This is a genomic window from Streptomyces sp. CRN 30 (assembly GCF_034105845.1).
In genome coordinates, this window is record NZ_JAVRHI010000491.1 from 108886 (window position 1) to 127622 (window position 18737).

General features: G+C 71.0%; 19 protein-coding genes. 2 read left to right on the forward strand and 17 right to left on the reverse strand.

Annotation, left to right across the window (positions count from 1 at the left end):
• Nucleotides 1–82: 82 nt before the first annotated feature.
• From UW392_RS55765 to UW392_RS55805, 9 genes are all read right to left on the reverse strand, one after another.
• Nucleotides 83–1411 carry a dicarboxylate/amino acid:cation symporter gene (locus UW392_RS55765; protein WP_320783149.1) on the reverse strand — a complete coding sequence of 443 codons (1329 nt, stop codon included), beginning with the start codon at nt 1409–1411 and terminating at the stop codon, nt 83–85.
• Between the two features lie 73 nt (nt 1412–1484).
• Nucleotides 1485–1583, reverse strand: a complete 99-nt coding sequence (locus tag UW392_RS55770) for a putative leader peptide (protein ID WP_320783209.1) — start codon at nt 1581–1583, stop codon at nt 1485–1487.
• A 150-nt stretch (nt 1584–1733) separates the two neighbouring features.
• Nucleotides 1734–2033 carry a DUF4229 domain-containing protein gene (locus UW392_RS55775; RefSeq protein ID WP_320783150.1) on the reverse strand — a complete coding sequence of 100 codons (300 nt, stop codon included), beginning with the start codon at nt 2031–2033 and terminating at the stop codon, nt 1734–1736.
• Nucleotides 2034–2119: 86 nt separating this feature from the next.
• The gene (locus tag UW392_RS55780; RefSeq protein WP_320783151.1) at nt 2120–2644 is read right to left on the reverse strand and encodes a GNAT family N-acetyltransferase; all 525 of its coding nucleotides are present in this window, start codon (nt 2642–2644) and stop codon (nt 2120–2122) included.
• A gap of 133 nt (nt 2645–2777) precedes the next feature.
• Nucleotides 2778–3941 (reverse strand): aminofutalosine synthase MqnE, encoded by a 1164-nt coding sequence (gene mqnE / locus UW392_RS55785; protein WP_320783152.1) that lies wholly within the window; start codon nt 3939–3941, stop codon nt 2778–2780.
• A gap of 75 nt (nt 3942–4016) precedes the next feature.
• The gene (locus UW392_RS55790) at nt 4017–4472 is read right to left on the reverse strand and encodes an Lrp/AsnC family transcriptional regulator (protein WP_320783153.1); all 456 of its coding nucleotides are present in this window, start codon (nt 4470–4472) and stop codon (nt 4017–4019) included.
• 74 nt (nt 4473–4546) lie between these two features.
• The gene (locus UW392_RS55795) at nt 4547–5230 is read right to left on the reverse strand and encodes a UbiX family flavin prenyltransferase (RefSeq protein WP_320783154.1); all 684 of its coding nucleotides are present in this window, start codon (nt 5228–5230) and stop codon (nt 4547–4549) included.
• 58 nt (nt 5231–5288) lie between these two features.
• Complete coding sequence (mqnP, locus tag UW392_RS55800) at nt 5289–6194, reverse strand: menaquinone biosynthesis prenyltransferase MqnP (RefSeq protein WP_320783155.1); 906 nt, start codon at nt 6192–6194, stop codon at nt 5289–5291.
• Nucleotides 6191–7642: a menaquinone biosynthesis decarboxylase gene (locus UW392_RS55805; RefSeq protein WP_320783156.1), complete on the reverse strand. Its 1452-nt coding sequence runs from the start codon at nt 7640–7642 to the stop codon at nt 6191–6193. The genes mqnP and UW392_RS55805 overlap by 4 nt, the downstream gene beginning before the upstream one ends.
• A 68-nt stretch (nt 7643–7710) precedes the next feature.
• Between UW392_RS55805 and UW392_RS55810 the strand changes: the two genes are divergently transcribed.
• Nucleotides 7711–8028: a PLD nuclease N-terminal domain-containing protein gene (locus UW392_RS55810; RefSeq protein ID WP_320783157.1), complete on the forward strand. Its 318-nt coding sequence runs from the start codon at nt 7711–7713 to the stop codon at nt 8026–8028.
• Between the two features lie 47 nt (nt 8029–8075).
• Here the strand turns inward: UW392_RS55810 and UW392_RS55815 are convergent, their stop codons facing one another.
• A complete protein-coding gene (locus tag UW392_RS55815) occupies nt 8076–9962 on the reverse strand; it encodes a protein kinase domain-containing protein (RefSeq protein ID WP_320783158.1) in 1887 nt (628 codons plus the stop codon).
• A 130-nt stretch (nt 9963–10092) separates the two neighbouring features.
• On the opposite strand from UW392_RS55815, the gene UW392_RS55820 reads away from it, so the two are divergent.
• Nucleotides 10093–10587 carry a hypothetical protein gene (locus UW392_RS55820; protein ID WP_320783159.1) on the forward strand — a complete coding sequence of 165 codons (495 nt, stop codon included), beginning with the start codon at nt 10093–10095 and terminating at the stop codon, nt 10585–10587.
• A 15-nt stretch (nt 10588–10602) separates the two neighbouring features.
• On the opposite strand, the gene ccsB is transcribed toward UW392_RS55820, so the two are convergent.
• From ccsB to hemL, 7 genes are all read right to left on the reverse strand, one after another.
• Nucleotides 10603–11703, reverse strand: a complete 1101-nt coding sequence (gene ccsB, locus UW392_RS55825; RefSeq protein WP_320783160.1) for a c-type cytochrome biogenesis protein CcsB — start codon at nt 11701–11703, stop codon at nt 10603–10605.
• Nucleotides 11700–13439 (reverse strand): cytochrome c biogenesis protein ResB, encoded by a 1740-nt coding sequence (locus tag UW392_RS55830; protein WP_320783161.1) that lies wholly within the window; start codon nt 13437–13439, stop codon nt 11700–11702. Before UW392_RS55830 ends, ccsB begins: the two co-directional genes overlap by 4 nt.
• Before the next feature lie 4 nt (nt 13440–13443).
• A complete protein-coding gene (locus UW392_RS55835) occupies nt 13444–14220 on the reverse strand; it encodes a cytochrome c biogenesis CcdA family protein (protein ID WP_320783162.1) in 777 nt (258 codons plus the stop codon).
• 1 nt (nt 14221) lies between these two features.
• Nucleotides 14222–14854: a TlpA disulfide reductase family protein gene (locus tag UW392_RS55840; RefSeq protein WP_320783163.1), complete on the reverse strand. Its 633-nt coding sequence runs from the start codon at nt 14852–14854 to the stop codon at nt 14222–14224.
• A gap of 77 nt (nt 14855–14931) precedes the next feature.
• Nucleotides 14932–16215 carry a hypothetical protein gene (locus UW392_RS55845; protein WP_320783164.1) on the reverse strand — a complete coding sequence of 428 codons (1284 nt, stop codon included), beginning with the start codon at nt 16213–16215 and terminating at the stop codon, nt 14932–14934.
• 155 nt (nt 16216–16370) lie between these two features.
• On the reverse strand, nt 16371–17069 hold the full coding sequence (locus UW392_RS55850) for a histidine phosphatase family protein (protein WP_320783165.1): 699 nt from the start codon (nt 17067–17069) through the stop codon (nt 16371–16373).
• Nucleotides 17066–18385 carry a glutamate-1-semialdehyde 2,1-aminomutase gene (hemL, locus tag UW392_RS55855; protein WP_320783166.1) on the reverse strand — a complete coding sequence of 440 codons (1320 nt, stop codon included), beginning with the start codon at nt 18383–18385 and terminating at the stop codon, nt 17066–17068. Before hemL ends, UW392_RS55850 begins: the two co-directional genes overlap by 4 nt.
• Nucleotides 18386–18737: the final 352 nt, after the last annotated feature.

The following is an 18737-nucleotide window of genomic DNA, read 5'->3' on the forward strand; positions in this document are numbered from 1 at the left end:
GCCCCGCGCCGTGTTCGGCGCGGGGCGTCCGGTCGGGCCGGCCGGGCCCGTACGGCCGTCGGCCGGGCGGCGGCCGGTGCGGTCAGGCGGCGGCCGGAACGGCCTCCCGCCGGTCCTCCGGCTCCGGCTCCGGCTCCCGCTCGGCCTCGTCGAGCGGGGAGCTGTGCGCCTTGTCGTAGGCCGTGCGGTCGAGGATGCCCTCGCGGGCCGAGACGAGGACCGGGATCAGCGCCTGGCCCGCCACGTTGGTGGCCGTGCGCATCATGTCCAGGATCGGGTCGATCGCGAGGAGCAGGCCGACGCCCTCCATGGGCAGGCCCAGCGTGGACAGGGTCAGGGTCAGCATCACCGTGGCGCCGGTGAGGCCGGCCGTGGCGGCGGAACCGACCACCGAGACGAACGCGATCAGCAGGTAGTCGCCGACGCCGAGCTGGATGTCGAAGATCTGCGCGACGAAGATCGCGGCGATCGCGGGGTAGATCGCGGCGCAGCCGTCCATCTTCGTCGTCGCGCCGAACGGCACGGCGAAGGACGCGTACTCCTTCGGCACGCCGAGCCGCTCGGTGACCTTCTGGGTCAGCGGCATGGTGCCGACCGAGGAGCGGGAGACGAAGGCCAGCTGGATCGCGGGCCAGGCGCCCTTGAAGAACTGCAGCGGGCTGGCCTTGGCGACACCGGCGAGCAGCGCCGGGTAGACGACGAAGAGGACGAGCGCGCAGCCGACGTAGATGTCGGCGGTGAAGGTCGCGTACTTGCCGATCAGGTCCCAGCCGTAGGTCGCGATGGCGTTGCCGATCAGGCCGACGGTGCCGAGCGGGGCGAGGCGGATGACCCACCACAGGGCCTTCTGGAGGAGTTCGAGGACGGACTCGCTCAAGGTGAGGATCGGCTTGGCCTTGTCGCCGAGCTGGAGGGCGGCGATACCGGCGACGGCGGCCATGAAGACGATCTGGAGCACGTTCAGCTCGGTGAACGGCGTGATGACGTCGGTCGGCACGATGCCGGTCAGGAAGTCCAGCCAGGACCCGGTGTGCTCGGGCGCGGAGCCGTCCTTCGGGGTGAGGCCGGTACCGGCGCCGGGGTTGGTGACCAGGCCGATGACGAGGCCGATGGCCACCGCGATCAGCGACGTGATCATGAACCACAGGAGGGTGCGGGACGCCAGGCGGGCCGCGTTGTTGACCTTCCGGAGGTTGGTGATCGAGACGAGGATCGCGAAGAAGACGAGGGGGGCGACGGCCAGCTTCAGCAGGCCGACGAAGATGCTGCCGATCTTGTCCAGGGTGGTGACCAGCCAGGCGGCGTCGACGCTGCGGGCGATCCAGCCGAGCAGCACACCGAGGACGAGACCGGCGATTATCTGGACCCAGAAGGGCACCTTGAAGGACTTCGTGCGTGAGGACACGGACATGCTCCGTAGGGGGACGGGAGGAAACGACGACGCGCTGTACTGCCGTGACGGACGGCGTTGAGCGGCTGGGACGTCAGGGGCGACAGTTCGCGGACGCGCACCGGCAGAGGTCCACGTGCAGCCGTGCCACGAGCGGAACGCTCGGGGACAGTGGGGGCGCGGCTGCTGACATCACCGTACGACTTTAACACCAGCACTTTTGGATGCTCAAAGCATGACTTTGGCAGGCGGGAGACCGCTTCCGCCCGCACAACGCAAAGCGCCCCGGTGGTCACCGGGGCGCCGGGGTCTTCCGCGTCCTGCCCTACGAGGTCCGGCCGTCCTACGAGGTCTGGCCCTGCGTGCGGGAGGCGTCGTCGGCGAGGTCCTCCTGGCTGCGGTTGGCGTCCAGGTTGGCCTTCATGCGGTCCACCCTGTTCACGACCTGCACGGAGGCCCGGTCCCGCTCCTTGCGGAGCACGACGAAGCTGATCGGGGCGGAGACCAGCAGGGCGAGCAGGAGGATCCACATGCCGTTGGAGTCGCCGAGGCCGCTGGGGAACACCCCGGCGTAGACGAGGCCCCAGACGACCACGAGGCAGCCCACGAAGATCCCGAGGCGCATCAGCGTGTAGCGGAGCATCTCAATCCACACTTCCGTTTCCGGCACAAAGGGGCGTCCTCCAGTGAAGCACGCCGGGGTACCGGTTCCGCAGGGGGGTACGGGCCTCAGCCGAGCGGCAGCAGCATGATGACGTCGTCGCGGTCGTCACCGGGGGCGACGCGGATCGCGCCGGGGACGCGGCCGACCTCCTTGTAGCCGCAGGAGGCGTAGAACCGCTCCAGGCCGAGGCCGCCGCGGCAGGTCAGGCGTATCGCCTCGATGCCGTCGAGGGTGCGGGCGGCGTCCGCGGCGGCGGCCAGCAGGTCGCGGCCGTAGCCCCGGCCCTGGTGGCGGGGGTGCACCATCACGGTGTAGAGCCACAGCCAGTGCCGCATGAGGCGGTGGGTGTTGAGGGCGAGGAAGGCGGTCGCGGCGACGCGGTTCTCCTCGTCGTGGCCGACGAGGAGTCGGGTGCGGCCCTCTGCCATGGCGGCCAGGTGTTTGACCAGTTCGGGGCGGACCGTCTCCCGGGTGACGGGGGGCACGAAGCCTACGGAGCCGCCGGCGTTCGTGACGTCCGTCCACAGGTCGAGGATGCCGTCGCGGAGGTCTTCGGTGACCGGGGGGTCAAGGGTGAAAGTAAGTGGCACGGCGCCATGTTAATCATTACATCGTGCGGGTGCGTCGTGGCTGGCCGCGCAGTTCCCCGCGCCCCTGAAGGGGCGCGGGTAACTGCGCGGGCAACCCCCCACCCACCCGCACCCGACAACGAACCCGGCGTCGTCAGACCCGCATCGGCTGCGGCGCCTCGCGCCGGTCCGGGTCGGGGCCCTCGAACTCGCGGATGATCTCGTACCGCGTGTTCCGCTCGACGGGACGGAACCCCGCGTCCCGGATCAGGTCCAGCAGATCGTCGCGCGTCAGCTTGTTCGGCGTACCGAAGTCGTCCGCGTCGTGCGTGATCTTGTACTCGACGACCGACCCGTCCATGTCGTCGGCCCCGTGCTGGAGCGCGAGCTGAGCGGTCTGCACGCCGTGCATGACCCAGAACACCTTCACGTGCGGCACGTTGTCGAAGAGCAGCCGCGACACCGCGAACGTCTTCAGCGCCTCCGCGCCGGTCGCCATCTGCGTCCGCGCCTGGAGGCGGTTCCGCACCTTCCCGTCTTTCATGTCCACGAAGTCGTGCTGGTAGCGGAGCGGGATGAAGACCTGGAAGCCGTTCGTCTCGTCCTGCAGCTCACGCAGCCGCAGGACGTGGTCGACCCGGTGGCGGGGCTCCTCGATGTGGCCGTAGAGCATGGTGCACGGGGTCTTCAGGCCCTTCTCGTGCGCCAGGCGGTGGATGCGCGACCAGTCCTCCCAGTGGGTGTCGTGGTCGACGATGTGCTGCCGGACCTCCCAGTCGAAGATCTCCGCGCCACCGCCGGTCAGCGACTCCAGGCCCGCGTCGATCAGCTCGTCCAGGATGTCGCTCGCGCTCATTCCCGAGATCGTCTCGAAGTGGTGGATCTCGGTGGCCGTGAACGCCTTGAGCGAGACGTCCGGCAGCGCCGCCTTCAGCTCCCGCAGCGAGCGCGGGTAGTACCGCCAGGGCAGATTCGGGTGGAGCCCGTTGACGATGTGCAGCTCGGTGAGGTTCTCGCCCTCCATCTCCTTGGCGAGCTTCACCGCCTCCTCGATGCGCATCGTGTACGCGTCCTTCTCCCCCGGCTTGCGCTGGAAGGAGCAGTACGCGCAGGACGCGGTGCACACGTTGGTCATGTTGAGATGACGGTTGACGTTGAAGTGGACGACGTCGCCGTTCTTCCGCGTCCGCACCTCGTGCGCGAGGCCGCCGAGCCAGGCCAGGTCGTCGGAGGCGTACAGCGCGATGCCGTCCTCGCGGGTCAGCCGCTCACCGGAGCGGACCTTCTCCTCCAGCTCGCGCTTGAGCCCGGCGTCCATGCGATACCTCTTTCCGGCTTTCGAGACTGGCCACTGGCCTTCGGGACAGACCCGGTCAACGTTACGCCCCGCGGCTCAGACCTCTTCGGGCAGCTCGCCCACCCGGTTCTCCCACTTGGTGGAGAGCACAACGGTGGTCCGGGTGCGGGAGACGCCCTTGGTCCCGGAGAGCCGGCGGATGATCCGCTCCAGGCCGTCCACGTCGCTCGCGCGCACCTTGAGCATGTAGGAGTCGTCCCCGGCGATGAACCAGCAGTCCTCGATCTCCCGCAGCTCCTTCAGCCGCTGGGCGACGTCGTCGTGGTCGGCGGCGTCGGAGAGGGAGATCCCGATCAGGGCGACGGCGCCGAGACCGAGCGAGGCGGCGTCGACCGTGGCCCGGTAGCCGGTGATGACACCGGCCGCCTCCAGGCGGTTGATGCGGTCGGTGACACTGGGGCCCGAGAGACCGACGAGGCGCCCCAGCTCGGCGTAGGAGGCCCGGCCGTTCTCCCGCAGGGCCTGGATGAGCTGCCTGTCCACCGCGTCCATGGATCGAAGCCTTCCGCTAAAAAGTCTGAACAAGGGAAAGTGAGGGTGGGGGACCTCGGAGTGAGGGCGGGCCCTCAGTCGGTGCGGGCGCCGCCGCCCAGCTCGCCCGACCAGCGGCGGTAGAGGCGGTGCGGCACGCCCGCCGCGTCGAGGACCCGGCCGGCGACGAAGTCCACCAGGTCCTGGATGTGGGTGGCGCCCGCGTAGAAGGCGGGCGAGGCGGGCACCACGACGGCGCCCGCGTCGTCCAGGGCGACCAGCTGTCTGAGGGTCTGCCCGCTCAGCGGGGCCTCGCGCACGGCCACGACCAGCCGCCGGCCCTCCTTCAGGGTGACGCTCGCCGTCCGTTGCAGCAGGTCCTTCGACAGGCCGAGGGCGACCCCGGCGACGCACGCCGTCGACGCCGGCACGATCAGCATGCCCTTGGTGGCGTACGACCCCGAGGAGGGTCCGGCCGCGAGGTCGCCCGCGCTCCAGTGCCGTACGCCGCTCAGGTCGACGCCGAAGGTGTCCGGCTTGCCGTCGGCGCCGCGGGCGAGCCACTCCCCCAGGTCGTCCCGCCAGTGGCCGTCCCGGAACGAGATGCCGGTCTCGTCCAGCAGGGTGAGCCGCGAGGCCCGGCTGACCACCAGGTCGACCGCTTCGCCGGCGGCGATCAGGGCCCGCAGGACAGCGGCGGCGTACGGGGTGCCGGAGGCGCCCGACACCCCTACGATCCAAGGCGTACGCGCCGTCTCTCCTGGCTTGGCTGGGTTCACGTCCCCGAGCCTAGCGGCATCGGCGGGGTGGGAACCTGAGCGGTCCCCCGCGCTCCGCTCAGACCGTCAGCCCCCGCACCAGGAGGTCCAGCAGCGCGCACACGAACAGCGCGATGCCGATGAACCCGTTGACGCTGAAGAACGCGCGGTTGAGGCGGGTCAGGTCGTTCGGGCGGACGATGGTGTGCTCGTAGAGGAACGCGCCCGCGACGATCAGCAGGCCCAGCCAGAAGAAGACGCCGGCGTCGGTGGCCAGCGCGTACCAGACGAAGAGGGCCGTGGTCACGGTGTGGCAGGCGCGGGCGCCCCAGATGGCGGCCGGGATGCCGAAGCGGGCCGGGACCGAGCGGACGCCGACCTGCCGGTCGGTCTCGACATCCTGGCAGGCGTAGATCAGGTCGAAGCCGCCGATCCAGATGCCGACCGCGAGGCCGAGGATCACCGCCTCCCAGGACCACTCGCCGCTGATCGCCAGCCAGCCGCCGATCGGGCCGATCGCCTGGGCGAGACCGAGGATGGCCTGCGGGAAGTTCGTGAACCGCTTGCCGTAGGGGTAGACCACCATCGGGATCACCGCGACGGGCGCGAGGGCGAGGCAGAGCGGGTTGAGCAGCGCCGCCGAGCCCAGGAAGATCACGACGGCGACGATCGCGCCGGTCCACGCGTGCTTCACCGACATGGCGCCGGTGACCAGCTCGCGGTGGGCGGTGCGCGGGTTCCGGGCGTCGATCTCCCGGTCGATGATCCGGTTGACGGCCATCGCGAAGGTGCGCAGGCCCACCATGCAGACGGTCACCAGGAGCAGCCGGCCCCAGTGGATGTTCTCGTCCCACATGTACATCGCGGTGAGCGAGGCGATGTAGGCGAAGGGCAGCGCGAACACGGAGTGCTCGATCATCACCAGGCGCAGGAACGCCTTGGTGCGCCCAGGCTGCCGCGGCAGCGCGGCGGAAGCCGACGTCACAGTCCGTACTCCTTCCAGCGGCGGTCGACCTTCGCCGCCGTCTCCGGGTCGGACAGCACCATGTCCGGCCAGCCCCCGTCCCGGGTGTACCCCTCCTCGGGAAGCTTCCTCGTCGCGTCGATGCCGGCCTTGCCGCCCCAGAACTGCTGGTAGGAGGCGTGGTCGAGGTGGTCGACCGGGCCTTCCACGACGGTGAGGTCGCGGGCGTAGTCCGTGTTGCCGAGCGCCCGCCAGGCGACCTCGTGCAGATCGTGGACGTCGCAGTCGGAGTCGACGACGACGATCAGCTTGGTCAGCGACATCATGTGCGCGCCCCAGATGGCGTGCATCACCTTCTGGGCGTGTTTGGGGTACTTCTTGTCAATGGAAACGATCGCACAGTTGTGGAAACCGCCCGCCTCCGGGAGGTGGTAGTCCACGATGTCCGGCACGATGATCTTCAGAAGCGGCAGGAAGAAACGCTCCGTCGCGCGGCCCAGCGGGCCGTCCTCGGTCGGCGGCCGGCCGACCACGATCGACTGGAGCAGCGGGCGCTTCCGCATCGTCACGCAGTCGATCTTCAGAGCGGGGAACGGTTCCTGCGGCGTGTAGAAGCCGGTGTGGTCGCCGAAGGGCCCCTCGGGGAGCATCTCGCCGGGCTCCAGCCAGCCCTCGATGACGACCTCGGCCTGCGCCGGCACCTGGAGCGGCACGGTCTTGCAGTCGACCATCTCGATCCGCTTGCCCTGGAGGAACCCGGCGAACAGGTACTCGTCGATGTCACCGGGGAGCGGCGCGGTCGAGGCGTACGTCACGGCCGGCGGACACCCGAAGGCGATGGCGACGGGGAGCCGCTCACCGCGCCGGGCCGCCACCTGGTAGTGGTTCCGGCTGTCCTTGTGGATCTGCCAGTGCATGCCGATGGTGCGCTTGTCGTGGCGCTGGAGGCGGTAGAGGCCGAGGTTGCGGACGCCGGTCTCGGGGTCCTTGGTGTGGGTGAGGCCGAGGTTGAAGAAGGAGCCGCCGTCCTGCGGCCAGGTGAAGAGGGCGGGCAGCCGGTCGAGGTCGACGTCGTCGCCGGTGAGCACGGTCTCCTGGACCGGCGCCTCCTTGACCTTCTTCGGCGGTACGTGCGTCATCGCGCCGAGCTTGCCGAACGCCTCGCGCACGCCGACGAACCCGTGCGGCAGCTCGGGCCGCAGCAGCCCGCCGATCTTCTCGGAGATGTCGGCGTACGACTTCAGGCCGAGCGCCTTGAGCAGCCGGCGGTCGGTGCCGAAGACGTTCATCGCCAACGGCATGTCCGAGCCCTTGACGTTCTCGAAGAGCAGGGCGGGGCCGCCGGCCTTGTTCACCCGGTCGACGATCTCCCCGACCTCCAGGTGAGGATCGACCTCGGCCTTGACACGCTTGAGGTCGCCCTCGCGTTCCAGTGCCCTGAGCAGGGAGCGAAGATCGTCGTAAGCCATGCCGTCCAGTATCCCCGAGCGGCTACGCTGGCCCCGTACCGCCCACCGCTTTCGCTGGAGAGGCCCCCATGCTGCGGGTGTTGATGTTCCTCGTGCCACTGGCGTTGAGCGTCTACGCGTTCATCGACTGCATCAGCACGAAGGACGCGGACGTCCGGCACATGCCCAAGGCGCTGTGGGCGATCCTCGTACTCCTCTTCCCGCTGGCCGGGTCCATCTCGTGGATCATCGCGGGCAAGAAGCGGCAGCCCGCCGCCGGGCCGGGACGGTTCCAGGCGGGCGGCGGCCGGTGGGTCGCCCCCGACGACAACCCCGACTTCCTGAACTCCCTCGACGAGAACAAGCGCGACCGGCGCGACCGGGACGAGGACCCCAAGGGCGACTGAGGCCCGGTCCCGCAGCGGGTTCCAGCGGGTTCTTGAGCGGCCCGGTCTCACAGCAGGCTTCTGATACGGGCGGGCACGAGCGCCCGGTCGAAGACCCGTACGTCCCGGACGGCGCCGGGGAAGAAGTCCCGCGGCTCGCCCTCCCAGGACGCCCGGCCGATCGCGAGTACCCCGTCGGCGGCGGTGGGGGCGGTGTCCTCCACCTCCGCCTCCTGGACGCCGTCGACGTAGAGCCGCAGCCTGCGGCCGGGGCCGTCGCAGACGCCGGTCAGGTGGGTCCAGACGCCCTGGGCGGGTTCGCTGCCGCCGAGGGCGCGCAGGCCGGGGCGGGAGAACGCCCAGCGCCGGTCGGCGCTTGAGTACTGCAGGTAAAAGCCGCTGGCGTTGGCGGCGTCCTGGCTGACGGCGGTCGCGAAGGTGCCGGGGACGGTGGCCAGCCGGACCCAGGCCGCGACGGTGAAGCTCTGTCCCTCGCCGGTCCTCAGCACGGGCCCGGCGGTGACGATCTGGCCGGTGGTCCCGTCGAAGGCCGCGCCGCCGCCGTCCTCGGCCAGCCAGGTGACGCCGGTCGCGGTGGCGTCGTGGCCGCCGGTGGCGTCCCGCGCGACCGTGCCCGTCGTCTCGTCCAGGGGCCAGTGCCCGACCAGTCCGGGCGGCGTCGCGGACGCGGTGGGCGAGGGGGTGGCCGTGGGCGACGTCCCGCCCCCGGCGCGGTCGTCGTCCGTGGCGGCCGACCGGTTGAGCCAGAACCCGGTGCCGACGCCCAGCGCGGCGAGCGCACCGGCCCCGGAGAGCAGGAAGGCCCGCCGGCTCCGGTCGGACCCGCCACCGCGCGCCCGCCGACGGCCGGACGACCGCGCGGGCGGCGGCGCGGGAGCGACCCTGGTACCCGGGTCGGCCGGCGCCACAGCAGTCGCAGGAGCCACAGGAGCGACGGAAGCCACGGGAGCCGCAGGACCCACGGGAGCCACCATCGTCGGCTGATGGTCGGCCTGCGGCGGCAGCGGCACGCCCGTCGACCGGTTGGCCGGCTGTTCCGGGGCTCCCCGGCCCGCGTACGACAGGACCGTCGGCGCCGCCGGTCCCGGCGGCCGCTGTCCGCCGTACGACAGGACCGTCGCGCTCTCGCCGCCCTGCGGGCCGAGGCGGGCGAGGATGGCGCGCGGGGTGGGGCGGGCCGCCGGGTCCTTGGCGAGACAGTCGGCGACGAGGGCGCGCAGCGCCGGGTCGCCGACGGCGGTGACGTCGGGGGCGCTGTGCACGACGCGGTAGAGCAGGGCGGGGGTCGGGCCGCCGCCGAAGGGGTTCCGGCCGGTCGCCGCGAACGCCAGCACCGCGCCGAGGCAGAAGACGTCGCTGGCGACGGTCACCTCGTCGCCGTTGACCTGCTCCGGGGACATGAACCCCGGGGAGCCGGCGACCTGGCCGGTCATGGTGATCGAGTCGGCCTCGACGCTGCGGACGATGCCGAAGTCGATGACGCGGGGGCCGTCCTCGGCGAGGAGCACGTTGGAGGGCTTGAGGTCGCGGTGGACCAGGTGCGCGCCGTGGATCGAGGTGAGCGCCTCGGCCAGTCCGGCGGCGAGGGCGGTCACCTCCCGGGCGTCCAGCGGCCCCCGCTCGGCGACCGCCTGCTCCAGCGACGGCCCGGCGATGTAGCTGGTGACCAGGTACGGCAGCGGCGCGTCGGGGTCGGCGTCGATGACCGGGGCGGTGAACGCGCCGCTGACCAGGCGGGCCGCCCGCACCTCGCGGCGGAACCGGTCGCGGAACTCGGGCCGGGCGACCAGTCCCGCGTGCACGAGCTTCACCGCGACGAGCCGGCCGCCCGGCGAACGCCCGAGGAAGACCTGTCCCATTCCGCCCGAGCCCAGTCGGCCCAGCAGCCGGTACTCCCCGACGGAGCGCGGATCGTCCGGCTCCAGCGCTGACACACATGCCTCCCCTGCCCTGCCGGGCAGGCCCAGCATAGGGGCTCCCACGAACCGTCCGCCCTCCCGCACTGTTACGGGCGCGATCTCTGGGCAACTCTCTGTGCACGAGGCGTTACAGAAGGAGCACGGAATGGAACCGGGATCGCTCGTCTACGACCTGCGGACGCACAGGGTCGGTGAGTACCGGGCGCGGGTGGGCCCGTACGTGCTGTTGCGCCCGGTCGGCGGTGGCCGGGAGTGGGAGGCCGATCCGGCGGAGGTCCGGGCGGCGACGCCGGAGGAGCGGCTGAGCGCGGGGGTGCGGGCGGCCAACGACCGGTCGGCCGCCGAGATCGCGGCGGCGGGGTTGCCGGTCGGGCACCGGGACGCCCGGTGGGCGCCGTTCACGATCGTGCCGGACGCGTCGGCGCGGCCGGAGTACGAGGCGCGCTGCGTCTCCGGGGAGGAGGCGGACTGCGGCGCGGGCTCGGGTGCCCGCCACAGTCCCTCGGACGTCGAGGAGTGGCAGCGGCGGCACACGCAGGAGACCCGGCACACCCGCTACCGCCGCAGCTTCGCGGACTACACGGTGCTGGAGGCGGACCGGCCGCCGGCCGGCGCGGACCGTACGGTGCCGCGCCGGTGACCGGTGCGGGAGCGGTCAGACCCCCGCGTAGGAGTGCTTGCCGGAGACGAAGATGTTGACGCCGTAGTAGTTGAACAGCCAGCAGCCGAAGGCGAGGAGGGCGATGTACGCGGCCTTGCGGCCCTTCCAGCCGGCCGTGGCGCGGGCGTGCAGGTAACCGGCGTAGGCGACCCAGGTGATGAAGGACCAGACCTCCTTGGGGTCCCAGCCCCAGTAGCGGCCCCAGGCGTCGCCCGCCCAGATGGCGCCCGCGATGATCGTGAACGTCCACAGCGGGAAGACGGCGGCGTTGACGCGGTAGGAGAACTTGTCCAGGGAGGAGGCGGCGGGCAGCCGGTCCAGGACCGAGACGGCGAAGCGGCCGGGGGTCCCGCCGGTGGCCAGCTTGTTCTCGTAGGAGTCCTTGAACAGGTAGAGGATCGTGCCGACCGCGCCGACGTAGAAGACCGCGCCGCAGAAGATGGCCGTGGAGACGTGGATGTACAGCCAGTACGAGTGCAGGGCGGGGACCAGCTGGTCGCTGGCGGTGTAGAGGACCGTGACGGCGAGGCCGAGGTCGAGCAGGACCGTGGTGATCAGCGGCAGGCCGAGCCAGCGGACGTTCTTCTTCAGCGCCAGCAGCACCAGGTAGACACCGACGGCGACCGTGCCGAAGGTGATGCTGAACTCGTACATGTTGCCCCACGGCGCCCGCCGCACGGACAGCGCGCGGGCGAGGACGCCGCCGAACGCGACGAGGAAACCGAGGACGGTGAGCGAGACGGCGATGCGGCCGTAGAGGTCGCCCTTCTCCGTGCCGCCGTGCGCGCCGGGGCCGTCGGGCACGTCGCGGGCGCCGGCCGCGGCCCGGACGACGACCTTCGGCCGCTCCAGTACGGCGGTGGAGCCGGCCTTGTTGACGGTGACGGCCGGGCCGGACTTCGCCTCGGCGCCCTCCTCGGTCAGCGCGGCGGCCGTCCGGCCGACCTTGCTGCGGCTGCCGAGGATCCACTCGGCGATGTAGGCGAAGAAGGCCAGGGTGTAGACGGCCATCGCGCAGTAGATCAGCGTGTTGCTGGTGCTCGCGAGGTTCTCGTTGGTCTCGGCGGCCAGCGTGGTCGCGTCGGCGAGAGTCACTTCTTCTCAGCCCTCTCGGCAGGTACGGCTGGGGTGTCGGGAGTGTCAGGGGTGTCGGGGGTGTCGGACGGTCGGGGTTCTTCCGGGGCCGCGGGCGCCCGGTCGTACAGGACCCCGGCGAGGTCGCCGAGTTCCTCGGGGAGCTTCGCGGACTCGCTGCGGCCGAGGCCGGCCATCTCCACGACGGTGACGCCGTCGGCGCCGCGCACGGCCCGCACCCACACCCGGCGGCGCTGGATGAACAGCGAGCCGGCCAGGCCGAAGATGGCGCCGACCGCGCCGACCAGTGCCCAGACGCTGCCGGGCTGCTCGGTGATCTGGAAGCCGGCCCACTCCTGGACGCCCTCGAAGGTGACCGACCCGGCGCCGTCCGGCAGGGTCATGGTCTGGCCGACGGAGAGCCGCTTCGCGAAGGGTTCGCCGTCGCTGTCCTCGTACTGCTCCAGATTGCTGGTGTCGAGCTGGTAGACGCTCTGCGGGATGCCGGAGTCGACGCCGAGGTCGCCGTGGTAGGCGTTGAGCGCGAGCCGGGGGTTCAGCAGGGCGGGGAACTGGGAGAACATCGTGCCCTCGCCCTCGCCTGCGAAGGTCGGCACGAACACGGCCGACAGGCCCAGCTGCTCCTTCTTGCCCTGGGCGTCGCGGTAGCCGTCCATGACCTTGATGGCGCCGGCGGAGGTCACGTTGTTGTCCTGGGGCAGCAGCGCGACGGCCTCGTGGTCCATCACGACCTTGCCCCGGCCGTCCTTGACTGTGACGACGGGCGCGTAGCCGTGGCTGACGAGGTACACCTTCGAGCCGTCGATGACCAGCGGCTCGTTGACCTTGATCGTGGTCTCCCGGTCCTTGCCGTAGGCGCCGACGCTGTAGTCGACGGTCGCCTGGTAGGTGCGGGGGGTGCCCTTGTTGGGGCCAGACGTCTCGTAGGTCCCCTTGAAATCCTTCAGGCTGAAGCTGAACGGGGCGAGGTTGTCCTGCGACCAGAGGCTGCCGGACTTGTAGTCGTCGTACTGGGTGAGGGTGTTGGAGAAGCCGTCGCCCTCCAGGACCAGCTTGTTGCCCTCGAACTTGAAGAGCTGGCCCCAGGCGAAGGCGATCAGCATCACGATCAGCGCGATGTGGAAGAGGAGGTTGCCGGTCTCGCGCAGATAGCCCTTCTCGGCGGCGACGGCGTCCCCGGAGACATGGGCGCGGAAGCGCCGCTTTTTGAGCAGCTTCAGCGCCTCTTCGCGGACCTGCTCGGGGTCGGCCCCGGTCCGCCAGGTGGTGTAGGCGGGCAGCCGGGTCAGCCGGCGGGGCGCGCGGGGCGGCCGGCCGCGGAGCTGGCCCACGAACTGCCAGGTGCGCGGGACGATGCAGCCGATGAGGGAGACGAACAGCAGGATGTAGATCGCGGAGAACCACACCGAGCTGTAGACGTGGAAGAGGCCGAGCTTGTCGTAGACGGGCGCGAGCGTCGTGTGGTCGCTGTGGAACTGCTCGACCTTGGTGGCGTCGATGCCGCTCTGCGGGATCAGCGAACCGGGGATCGAGCCCAGCGACAGCAGCAGGAGCAGCAGCAGCGCGACCCGCATCGAGGTGAGCTGCCGCCAGAACCAGCGGGCCCAGCCGATGACGCCGAGGGAGGGCAGGTTCGGCGCGTCCTCCTTGGGCGCGGTGGAGAGCTGGGAACCGGCGGCGCCGAGTTCCTGTTCCTCACCGGCCTGCCCGGCCTGGTCGGTGGTCGTCTTGCTCATCGCGTCAGATCCCTACAGTGAAGCCGTTGGACCAGGTCTGCATCTGCTGCACGATGCTGTCCCACGCGCCGGTCAGCAGCAGCAGCCCGGTCGCGATCATCATGGTGCCGCCGATCCGCATCACCCAGACGTAGTGGCGCTTGACCCAGCCGAACGCGCCGAGCGCCTTGCGGAAGGCGATCGCGGCGAGCACGAAGGGCACGCCGAGGCCGACGCAGTAGGCCACGGTCAGTATGGCGCCGCGCCCGGCGCTGGCCTGGCTGGAGGAGAGCGCGAGGACCGAGGCGAGGGTCGGGCCGATGCACGGCGTCCAGCCGATGCCGAAGAGCGCGCCGAGCAGCGGGGCGCCGATCAGTCCGGTCGCGGGCCTCTTGTGGAAGCGGAACTCGCGCTGGGTGAGCCAGGGCATCAGCCCCATGAAGAAGACGCCGAGGACGACCATGAGGACGCCCAGCACCTTGGTGAGGACGTCCCGCTCCTCCTGGAGCGTCTGGCCGAAGTAGCCGAAGAGCGCCCCGCCCGAGACGAAGACGACGGTGAAGCCGAGGACGAACAGGGAGGCGCCGATCGCCATCCGGCCGCGCCGGGCGTCGGCGAGGTCGGTGCCGGTGACGCCGGTCACGTAGGAGAGGTAGCCGGGGACCAGGGGCAGTACGCACGGCGAGAAGAAGGAGACGAGGCCGCCGAGGAGGGCGATCGGCAGGGCGAGCAGCAGCGCGCCGCTGCGTACGGTCTCGCCGGGGTCGGCGGCGAGCGTGGCGAGGGTGGCCGCTGGGGTCACGTCACTTCTCCGCCAGGACAGGCTTGATCATCTTGCGCAGCTTCTCCTCGCTGAGTGCCTGGAGGGTGCGCGCGGCGATCCTGCCCTCGCGGTCTATGACGAGGGTGGAGGGGATGGCCTGTGGGTTGAGGGTGCCCTTCTCGAAGCGGAGCATCAGCTTGCCCGTCGGGTCGTACAGGCTCGGGTAGCTGATCCCGTACTCCTTCTCGAAGGCCTTGGCCGGGCCGGTGGAGGTGTCGCGGGTGTTGATGCCGACGAACTGGACGCCCTCGTCCTTGACGTCGCCGTAGACCTTCTCGAAGTTCTTGGCCTCGGCGCGGCAGGGCGGGCACCAGGAGCCCCAGACGTTGAGGACGACGACCTTGCCCTTGTAGTCGGCGATGTCGAGCTGCCCGCCGTCGACGGTCTTGCCGGAGAGGTCGGGGACGTCGGCACGGTCGCCCTTGTCTACGGCGGCGATGCCGTTGGCGCCGGTGACGTAGTTGGTGTCGCCGCCGCCGCCCGAGGTCCCGCTGGAGCCGCACGCGGAGACGAGCAGCGCGCCGGCGACGGCGCCGACGGTCAGGGCGGCGCGGCGGCGGGCGCGGGCGGTGGTGCGGTTCGAGCGCAGGGGGGCTCTGCGGGCGGCACTCATGTGAAAAGTTTCGCATGTCCGTTCCGAGGATCTTGCGCACCCCCCTGGCACGGGCCCCGCCACCCCGAACCCGCACTTCAGGCCGTGGTCGGCGTGGCCTTGAGGAAGGTCTTCCAGCCGTCGGCCGGGGCGGTGCCGACCTCCAGGGTGCGCAGCCGCTCCAGCACCTCGGGCCGCTGCGCGTCGAGCCAGTCGGTGAACTGCCGGAAGGAGACCAGCCGTATGTCGCCGCCCTTCTCCCGCTCCCGCGCGATGTGCTTCAGCGCCTCCTCGACGGCGTCCATGTAGATGCCGCCGTTCCACTCCTCGAAGTGGTTGCCGACGAAGAACGGCGCCCGGTTGGTCTCGTACGCCCGCTTGAAGCCGGATATGTACGACTGGGCGGCCTGCTCACGCCACCCCGGGTAGTTGTGGGCGGGCGCCTTGGTGGAGTTGACGGACTGATTGGCGAGCATGTTGTAGTCCATCGACAGCACTTCGAACGAGTGCCCGGGGAAAGGTATCTGCTGGAGCGGCAGATCCCATATGCCGTTCTTCTTCACGGGCCACACCTGTCGCCCGCCGGGCGAGGAGGCGTCGTAGCGCCAGCCCAGCTCGCGGGCGGTGGGCAGCAGGTTCTCCTGGCCGAGCAGGCAGGGCGTGCGCCCGCCGACCAGTTCCTTGTCGTAGTCGAAGGGCAGGGCGGGCAGATCGGTCCACCCCGTGTGGGTCCGCCACTCGGTGACGAACTTCTTCGCCTGGTCGATCTCGCTGCGCCACTGCGCCGGCGTCCAGTCGGCGACCGAGCCGGACCCCGCGCAGAAGTGCCCGTTGAAGTGGGTGCCGATCTCGTGCCCGTCCAGCCAGGCGCGGCGGACGTTCTTCAGCGTCTCCTTGATGTGGCCGTCGGTGAGGTAGCCGATGTCGGAGGCGCCGCGCGGGTTGTTCGGCGGCTCGTACAGCCGCTGCTTCGACTCCGGCAGCAGGTACAGCCCGGAGAGGAAGAAGGTCATGTGCGCGTCGTGCTGCCCGGCGAGGTCGAGGAAGCGGGGGAAGAGGCCGTTGCCGACCTCGCCGGCCCCGTCCCAGGAGAAGACGACGAACTGCGGCGGCGCCTGGCCGGGCTCCAGCGGCTCGGCCGCTCCGGGCTGGTGCGGCTGCTTGCCGGTGTACTCCGTGGAGCCGTCCCCGATGGGGCGGACGGTCACGGTCGGCTTCGGTTCCGCGCTGCCGCCGGAGCCGGCCTCCGGCTTCAGCCCGTCCGCGTGGAGGGAGCCGCCGCCGCAGGCGGTCAGTCCGGCGGCCGCCGCGGCGCCCGCGCCGAGCCCGAGGGCTCCCCGCCGGGAGAAGGTACGGGTGAAGGTACGGGTGGAAGCAGGCATGACGGCCCCGTTCGTCGTTCGTCACGTTCTCTGTGGTCACCCGGTCAGAGGACGTGACGAACGGACGGGTTCCGGAAATACGTGCGGATAACGTAATGAACGTCACGAACCGCGACGTACGGAGCGAGGGGGCCGGGAGCGAGGAAGCCGGAGGTTCAGGCCCCGAACGCCTTGCCCTGCCCCTTCACCGGCTTGGCACCGGCGAGCAGGTGGGCGGGGACGAGATCGCGGGCCGGCTCCGAATAGCCGACGGAGACGATCTGGTCGCCCCGGTAGGTGAACGTCGTCAGCGACGCCAGCGTGCACTGCCGCTTGCGCGGGTCGTGCCAGAGGCGGCGCCGCTCGATGTACGACCGCACGATCCAGATCGGCAGCTGGTGGCTGACGACGACGGCCTCGTGCCCGCGGGCCCGGTCCTTGGCCGCGTCCAGCGCCGCCTTCATCCGGACGACCTGGTCGATGTACGGCTCGCCCCAGGACGGCTTGAACGGGTTGACGACGTGCTTCCAGTTGGCGGGCCGCCGCAGCGCGCCGTCGCCGATGCCGAAGGTCTTGCCCTGGAAGACGTTGTCGGCCTCGATGAGCCGCTCGTCGGTGCCGAGGTCGAGCCCGTGCTCCTTGGCGACCGGCGTCGCCGTCTCCTGCGCCCGCTCCAGCGGGGAGGCCACGACGTACGTCACGTCGCGCGGGGCGAGGTGCTCGGCGACCCGGTCGGCCATCCGCCGGCCCAGCTCGGAGAGGTGGTAGCCGGGGAGGCGCCCGTAGAGGACACCGGTGGGGTTGTCGACCTCGCCGTGCCGCATGAGATGCACGACGGTGATGTCACTGCTGTTGCTGCTGTTCACGTCGCTCATGCGCTGGTCGCCTCCGCCGCCGCGCGGGCCGCCGCCGGGAGGGCGTCGGCGATCCGCTGCACGGCCTGCTCGTCGTGGGCCGTCGAGACGAACCACGCCTCGAAGGAGGAGGGCGGCAGGCTGACGCCGCGCTCCAGCATGGCGTGGAAGAAGGCGGTGAAGCGGAAGGACTCCTGCGCCTTGGCGTCCTCGTAGTTCCGCACGGGCCGGTCGCTGAAGAAGACGGAGAACATGTTGGAGGCCGTCTGCACCTGGTGGGCGACGCCCTCCTTGGTGAGCGCCTGGCTCACGAGCCCTTGGAGCTGCTTCGAGACGGCGTCGATCGTGTCGTACGCCGCCTGGTCGAGGAGCCGGAGCTGGGCGAGTCCGGCGGCGGTGGCGACCGGGTTCCCGGAGAGGGTGCCGGCCTGGTAGACGGGACCGGCCGGGGCGAGGTGCCCCATGACGTCGGCGCGTCCGCCGAACGCGGCCGCGGGGAAGCCGCCGCCCATCACCTTGCCGAAGGTCATCAGGTCGGGGACGACGCCCTCGACCCCGTACCACCCGGCGCGGCTGGTCCGGAAGCCGGTCATGACCTCGTCGGAGACGAACAGCGCGCCGTTCGCGGCGCACAGGTCCTTCAGCCCCTGGTTGAAGCCGGGCAGCGGCGGTACGACGCCCATGTTGCCGGGCGAGGCCTCGGTGATGACACAGGCGATCTCGTCGGGGTGCGCGGCGAAGGCGGCGCGTACGGCGTCGAGGTCGTTGTACGGCAGGACGATGGTGTCGCTCGCCTGGGCGCCGGTGACGCCGGGCGTGTCCGGCAGGGCGAAGGTGGCGAGCCCGGAGCCCGCCGAGGCCAGCAGGGAGTCGACGTGACCGTGGTAACACCCGGCGAACTTGATCACCTTGGTGCGCCGCGTGAAGCCGCGGGCGAGCCGGATGGCGGACATGGTCGCCTCGGTGCCGCTCGACACCAGCCGCACCTGCTCCAGCGGCGCGACCCGCTCCACCATGGCCTCGGCGAGCGCGACCTCGCCCTCGGCGGGCGCCCCGAACGAGGTGCCGCGCGCGACCGCCTCCTGGACGGCGGCGATGACCTCGGGGTGGGCGTGGCCGAGGATCATCGGCCCCCAGGAGCAGATGAGGTCCACGTACTCGCGGCCGTCGGCGTCGGTCAGGTACGGGCCGGAGCCGGACACCATGAACCGCGGCGTGCCGCCCACCGCGCCGAAGGCCCGCACGGGGGAGTTCACGCCGCCCGGCGTGACGGCCGCCGCACGGTCGAACAGCGCCTGCGAGGCCGGTGCTTCGTATGGATATGCCAGTTCGCTCATGACCTGCGACTTCTCCGACCTTCTCGACCTTCTCCGACTTCTCGGACTCCGGCTGTGGGGGTGACCTCCTCAGGGTAGGCCAGCGGGCGGGGAGCGCCGGGAGGGGGAGTGAGCAGGGCGGGGCCTCCGCGACGTAAGAGGAGGTGCACGAGACGGAAGCGAAGCGTCGACGGGACGGACAAGGATGACCGATGATCGGACAACCGGTACCGCAGCTGTGACGTCTGCAAGACTGGGAGCGGACCGGAGCAGGCCGGAAGCCGGATAGGCCCAGTTCACACAGGGCGCGGGGACGGGGGCGGCCGGCCCCCTGCGGACAGATGTTTCACCGCACGTTTCGGCGGGCGGCCGT

Bases quoted from the DNA above. Each gene is read 5' to 3' on its own strand.
- UW392_RS55765 (WP_320783149.1), bottom strand. From the start codon at position 1,411: ATGTCCGTGTCCTCACGCACGAAGTCCTTCAAGGTGCCCTTCTGGGTC.
- UW392_RS55770 (WP_320783209.1), bottom strand. From the start codon at position 1,583: ATGTCAGCAGCCGCGCCCCCACTGTCCCCGAGCGTTCCGCTCGTGGCA.
- UW392_RS55775 (WP_320783150.1), bottom strand. From the start codon at position 2,033: ATGCTCCGCTACACGCTGATGCGCCTCGGGATCTTCGTGGGCTGCCTC.
- mqnE (WP_320783152.1), bottom strand. From the start codon at position 3,941: ATGGACGCCGGGCTCAAGCGCGAGCTGGAGGAGAAGGTCCGCTCCGGT.
- UW392_RS55790 (WP_320783153.1), bottom strand. From the start codon at position 4,472: ATGGACGCGGTGGACAGGCAGCTCATCCAGGCCCTGCGGGAGAACGGC.
- UW392_RS55805 (WP_320783156.1), bottom strand. From the start codon at position 7,642: ATGGCTTACGACGATCTTCGCTCCCTGCTCAGGGCACTGGAACGCGAG.
- UW392_RS55810 (WP_320783157.1), top strand. From the start codon at position 7,711: ATGCTGCGGGTGTTGATGTTCCTCGTGCCACTGGCGTTGAGCGTCTAC.
- UW392_RS55820 (WP_320783159.1), top strand. From the start codon at position 10,093: ATGGAACCGGGATCGCTCGTCTACGACCTGCGGACGCACAGGGTCGGT.
- UW392_RS55830 (WP_320783161.1), bottom strand. From the start codon at position 13,439: ATGAGCAAGACGACCACCGACCAGGCCGGGCAGGCCGGTGAGGAACAG.
- UW392_RS55840 (WP_320783163.1), bottom strand. From the start codon at position 14,854: ATGAGTGCCGCCCGCAGAGCCCCCCTGCGCTCGAACCGCACCACCGCC.
- UW392_RS55845 (WP_320783164.1), bottom strand. From the start codon at position 16,215: ATGCCTGCTTCCACCCGTACCTTCACCCGTACCTTCTCCCGGCGGGGA.
- UW392_RS55850 (WP_320783165.1), bottom strand. From the start codon at position 17,069: ATGAGCGACGTGAACAGCAGCAACAGCAGTGACATCACCGTCGTGCAT.
- hemL (WP_320783166.1), bottom strand. From the start codon at position 18,385: ATGAGCGAACTGGCATATCCATACGAAGCACCGGCCTCGCAGGCGCTG.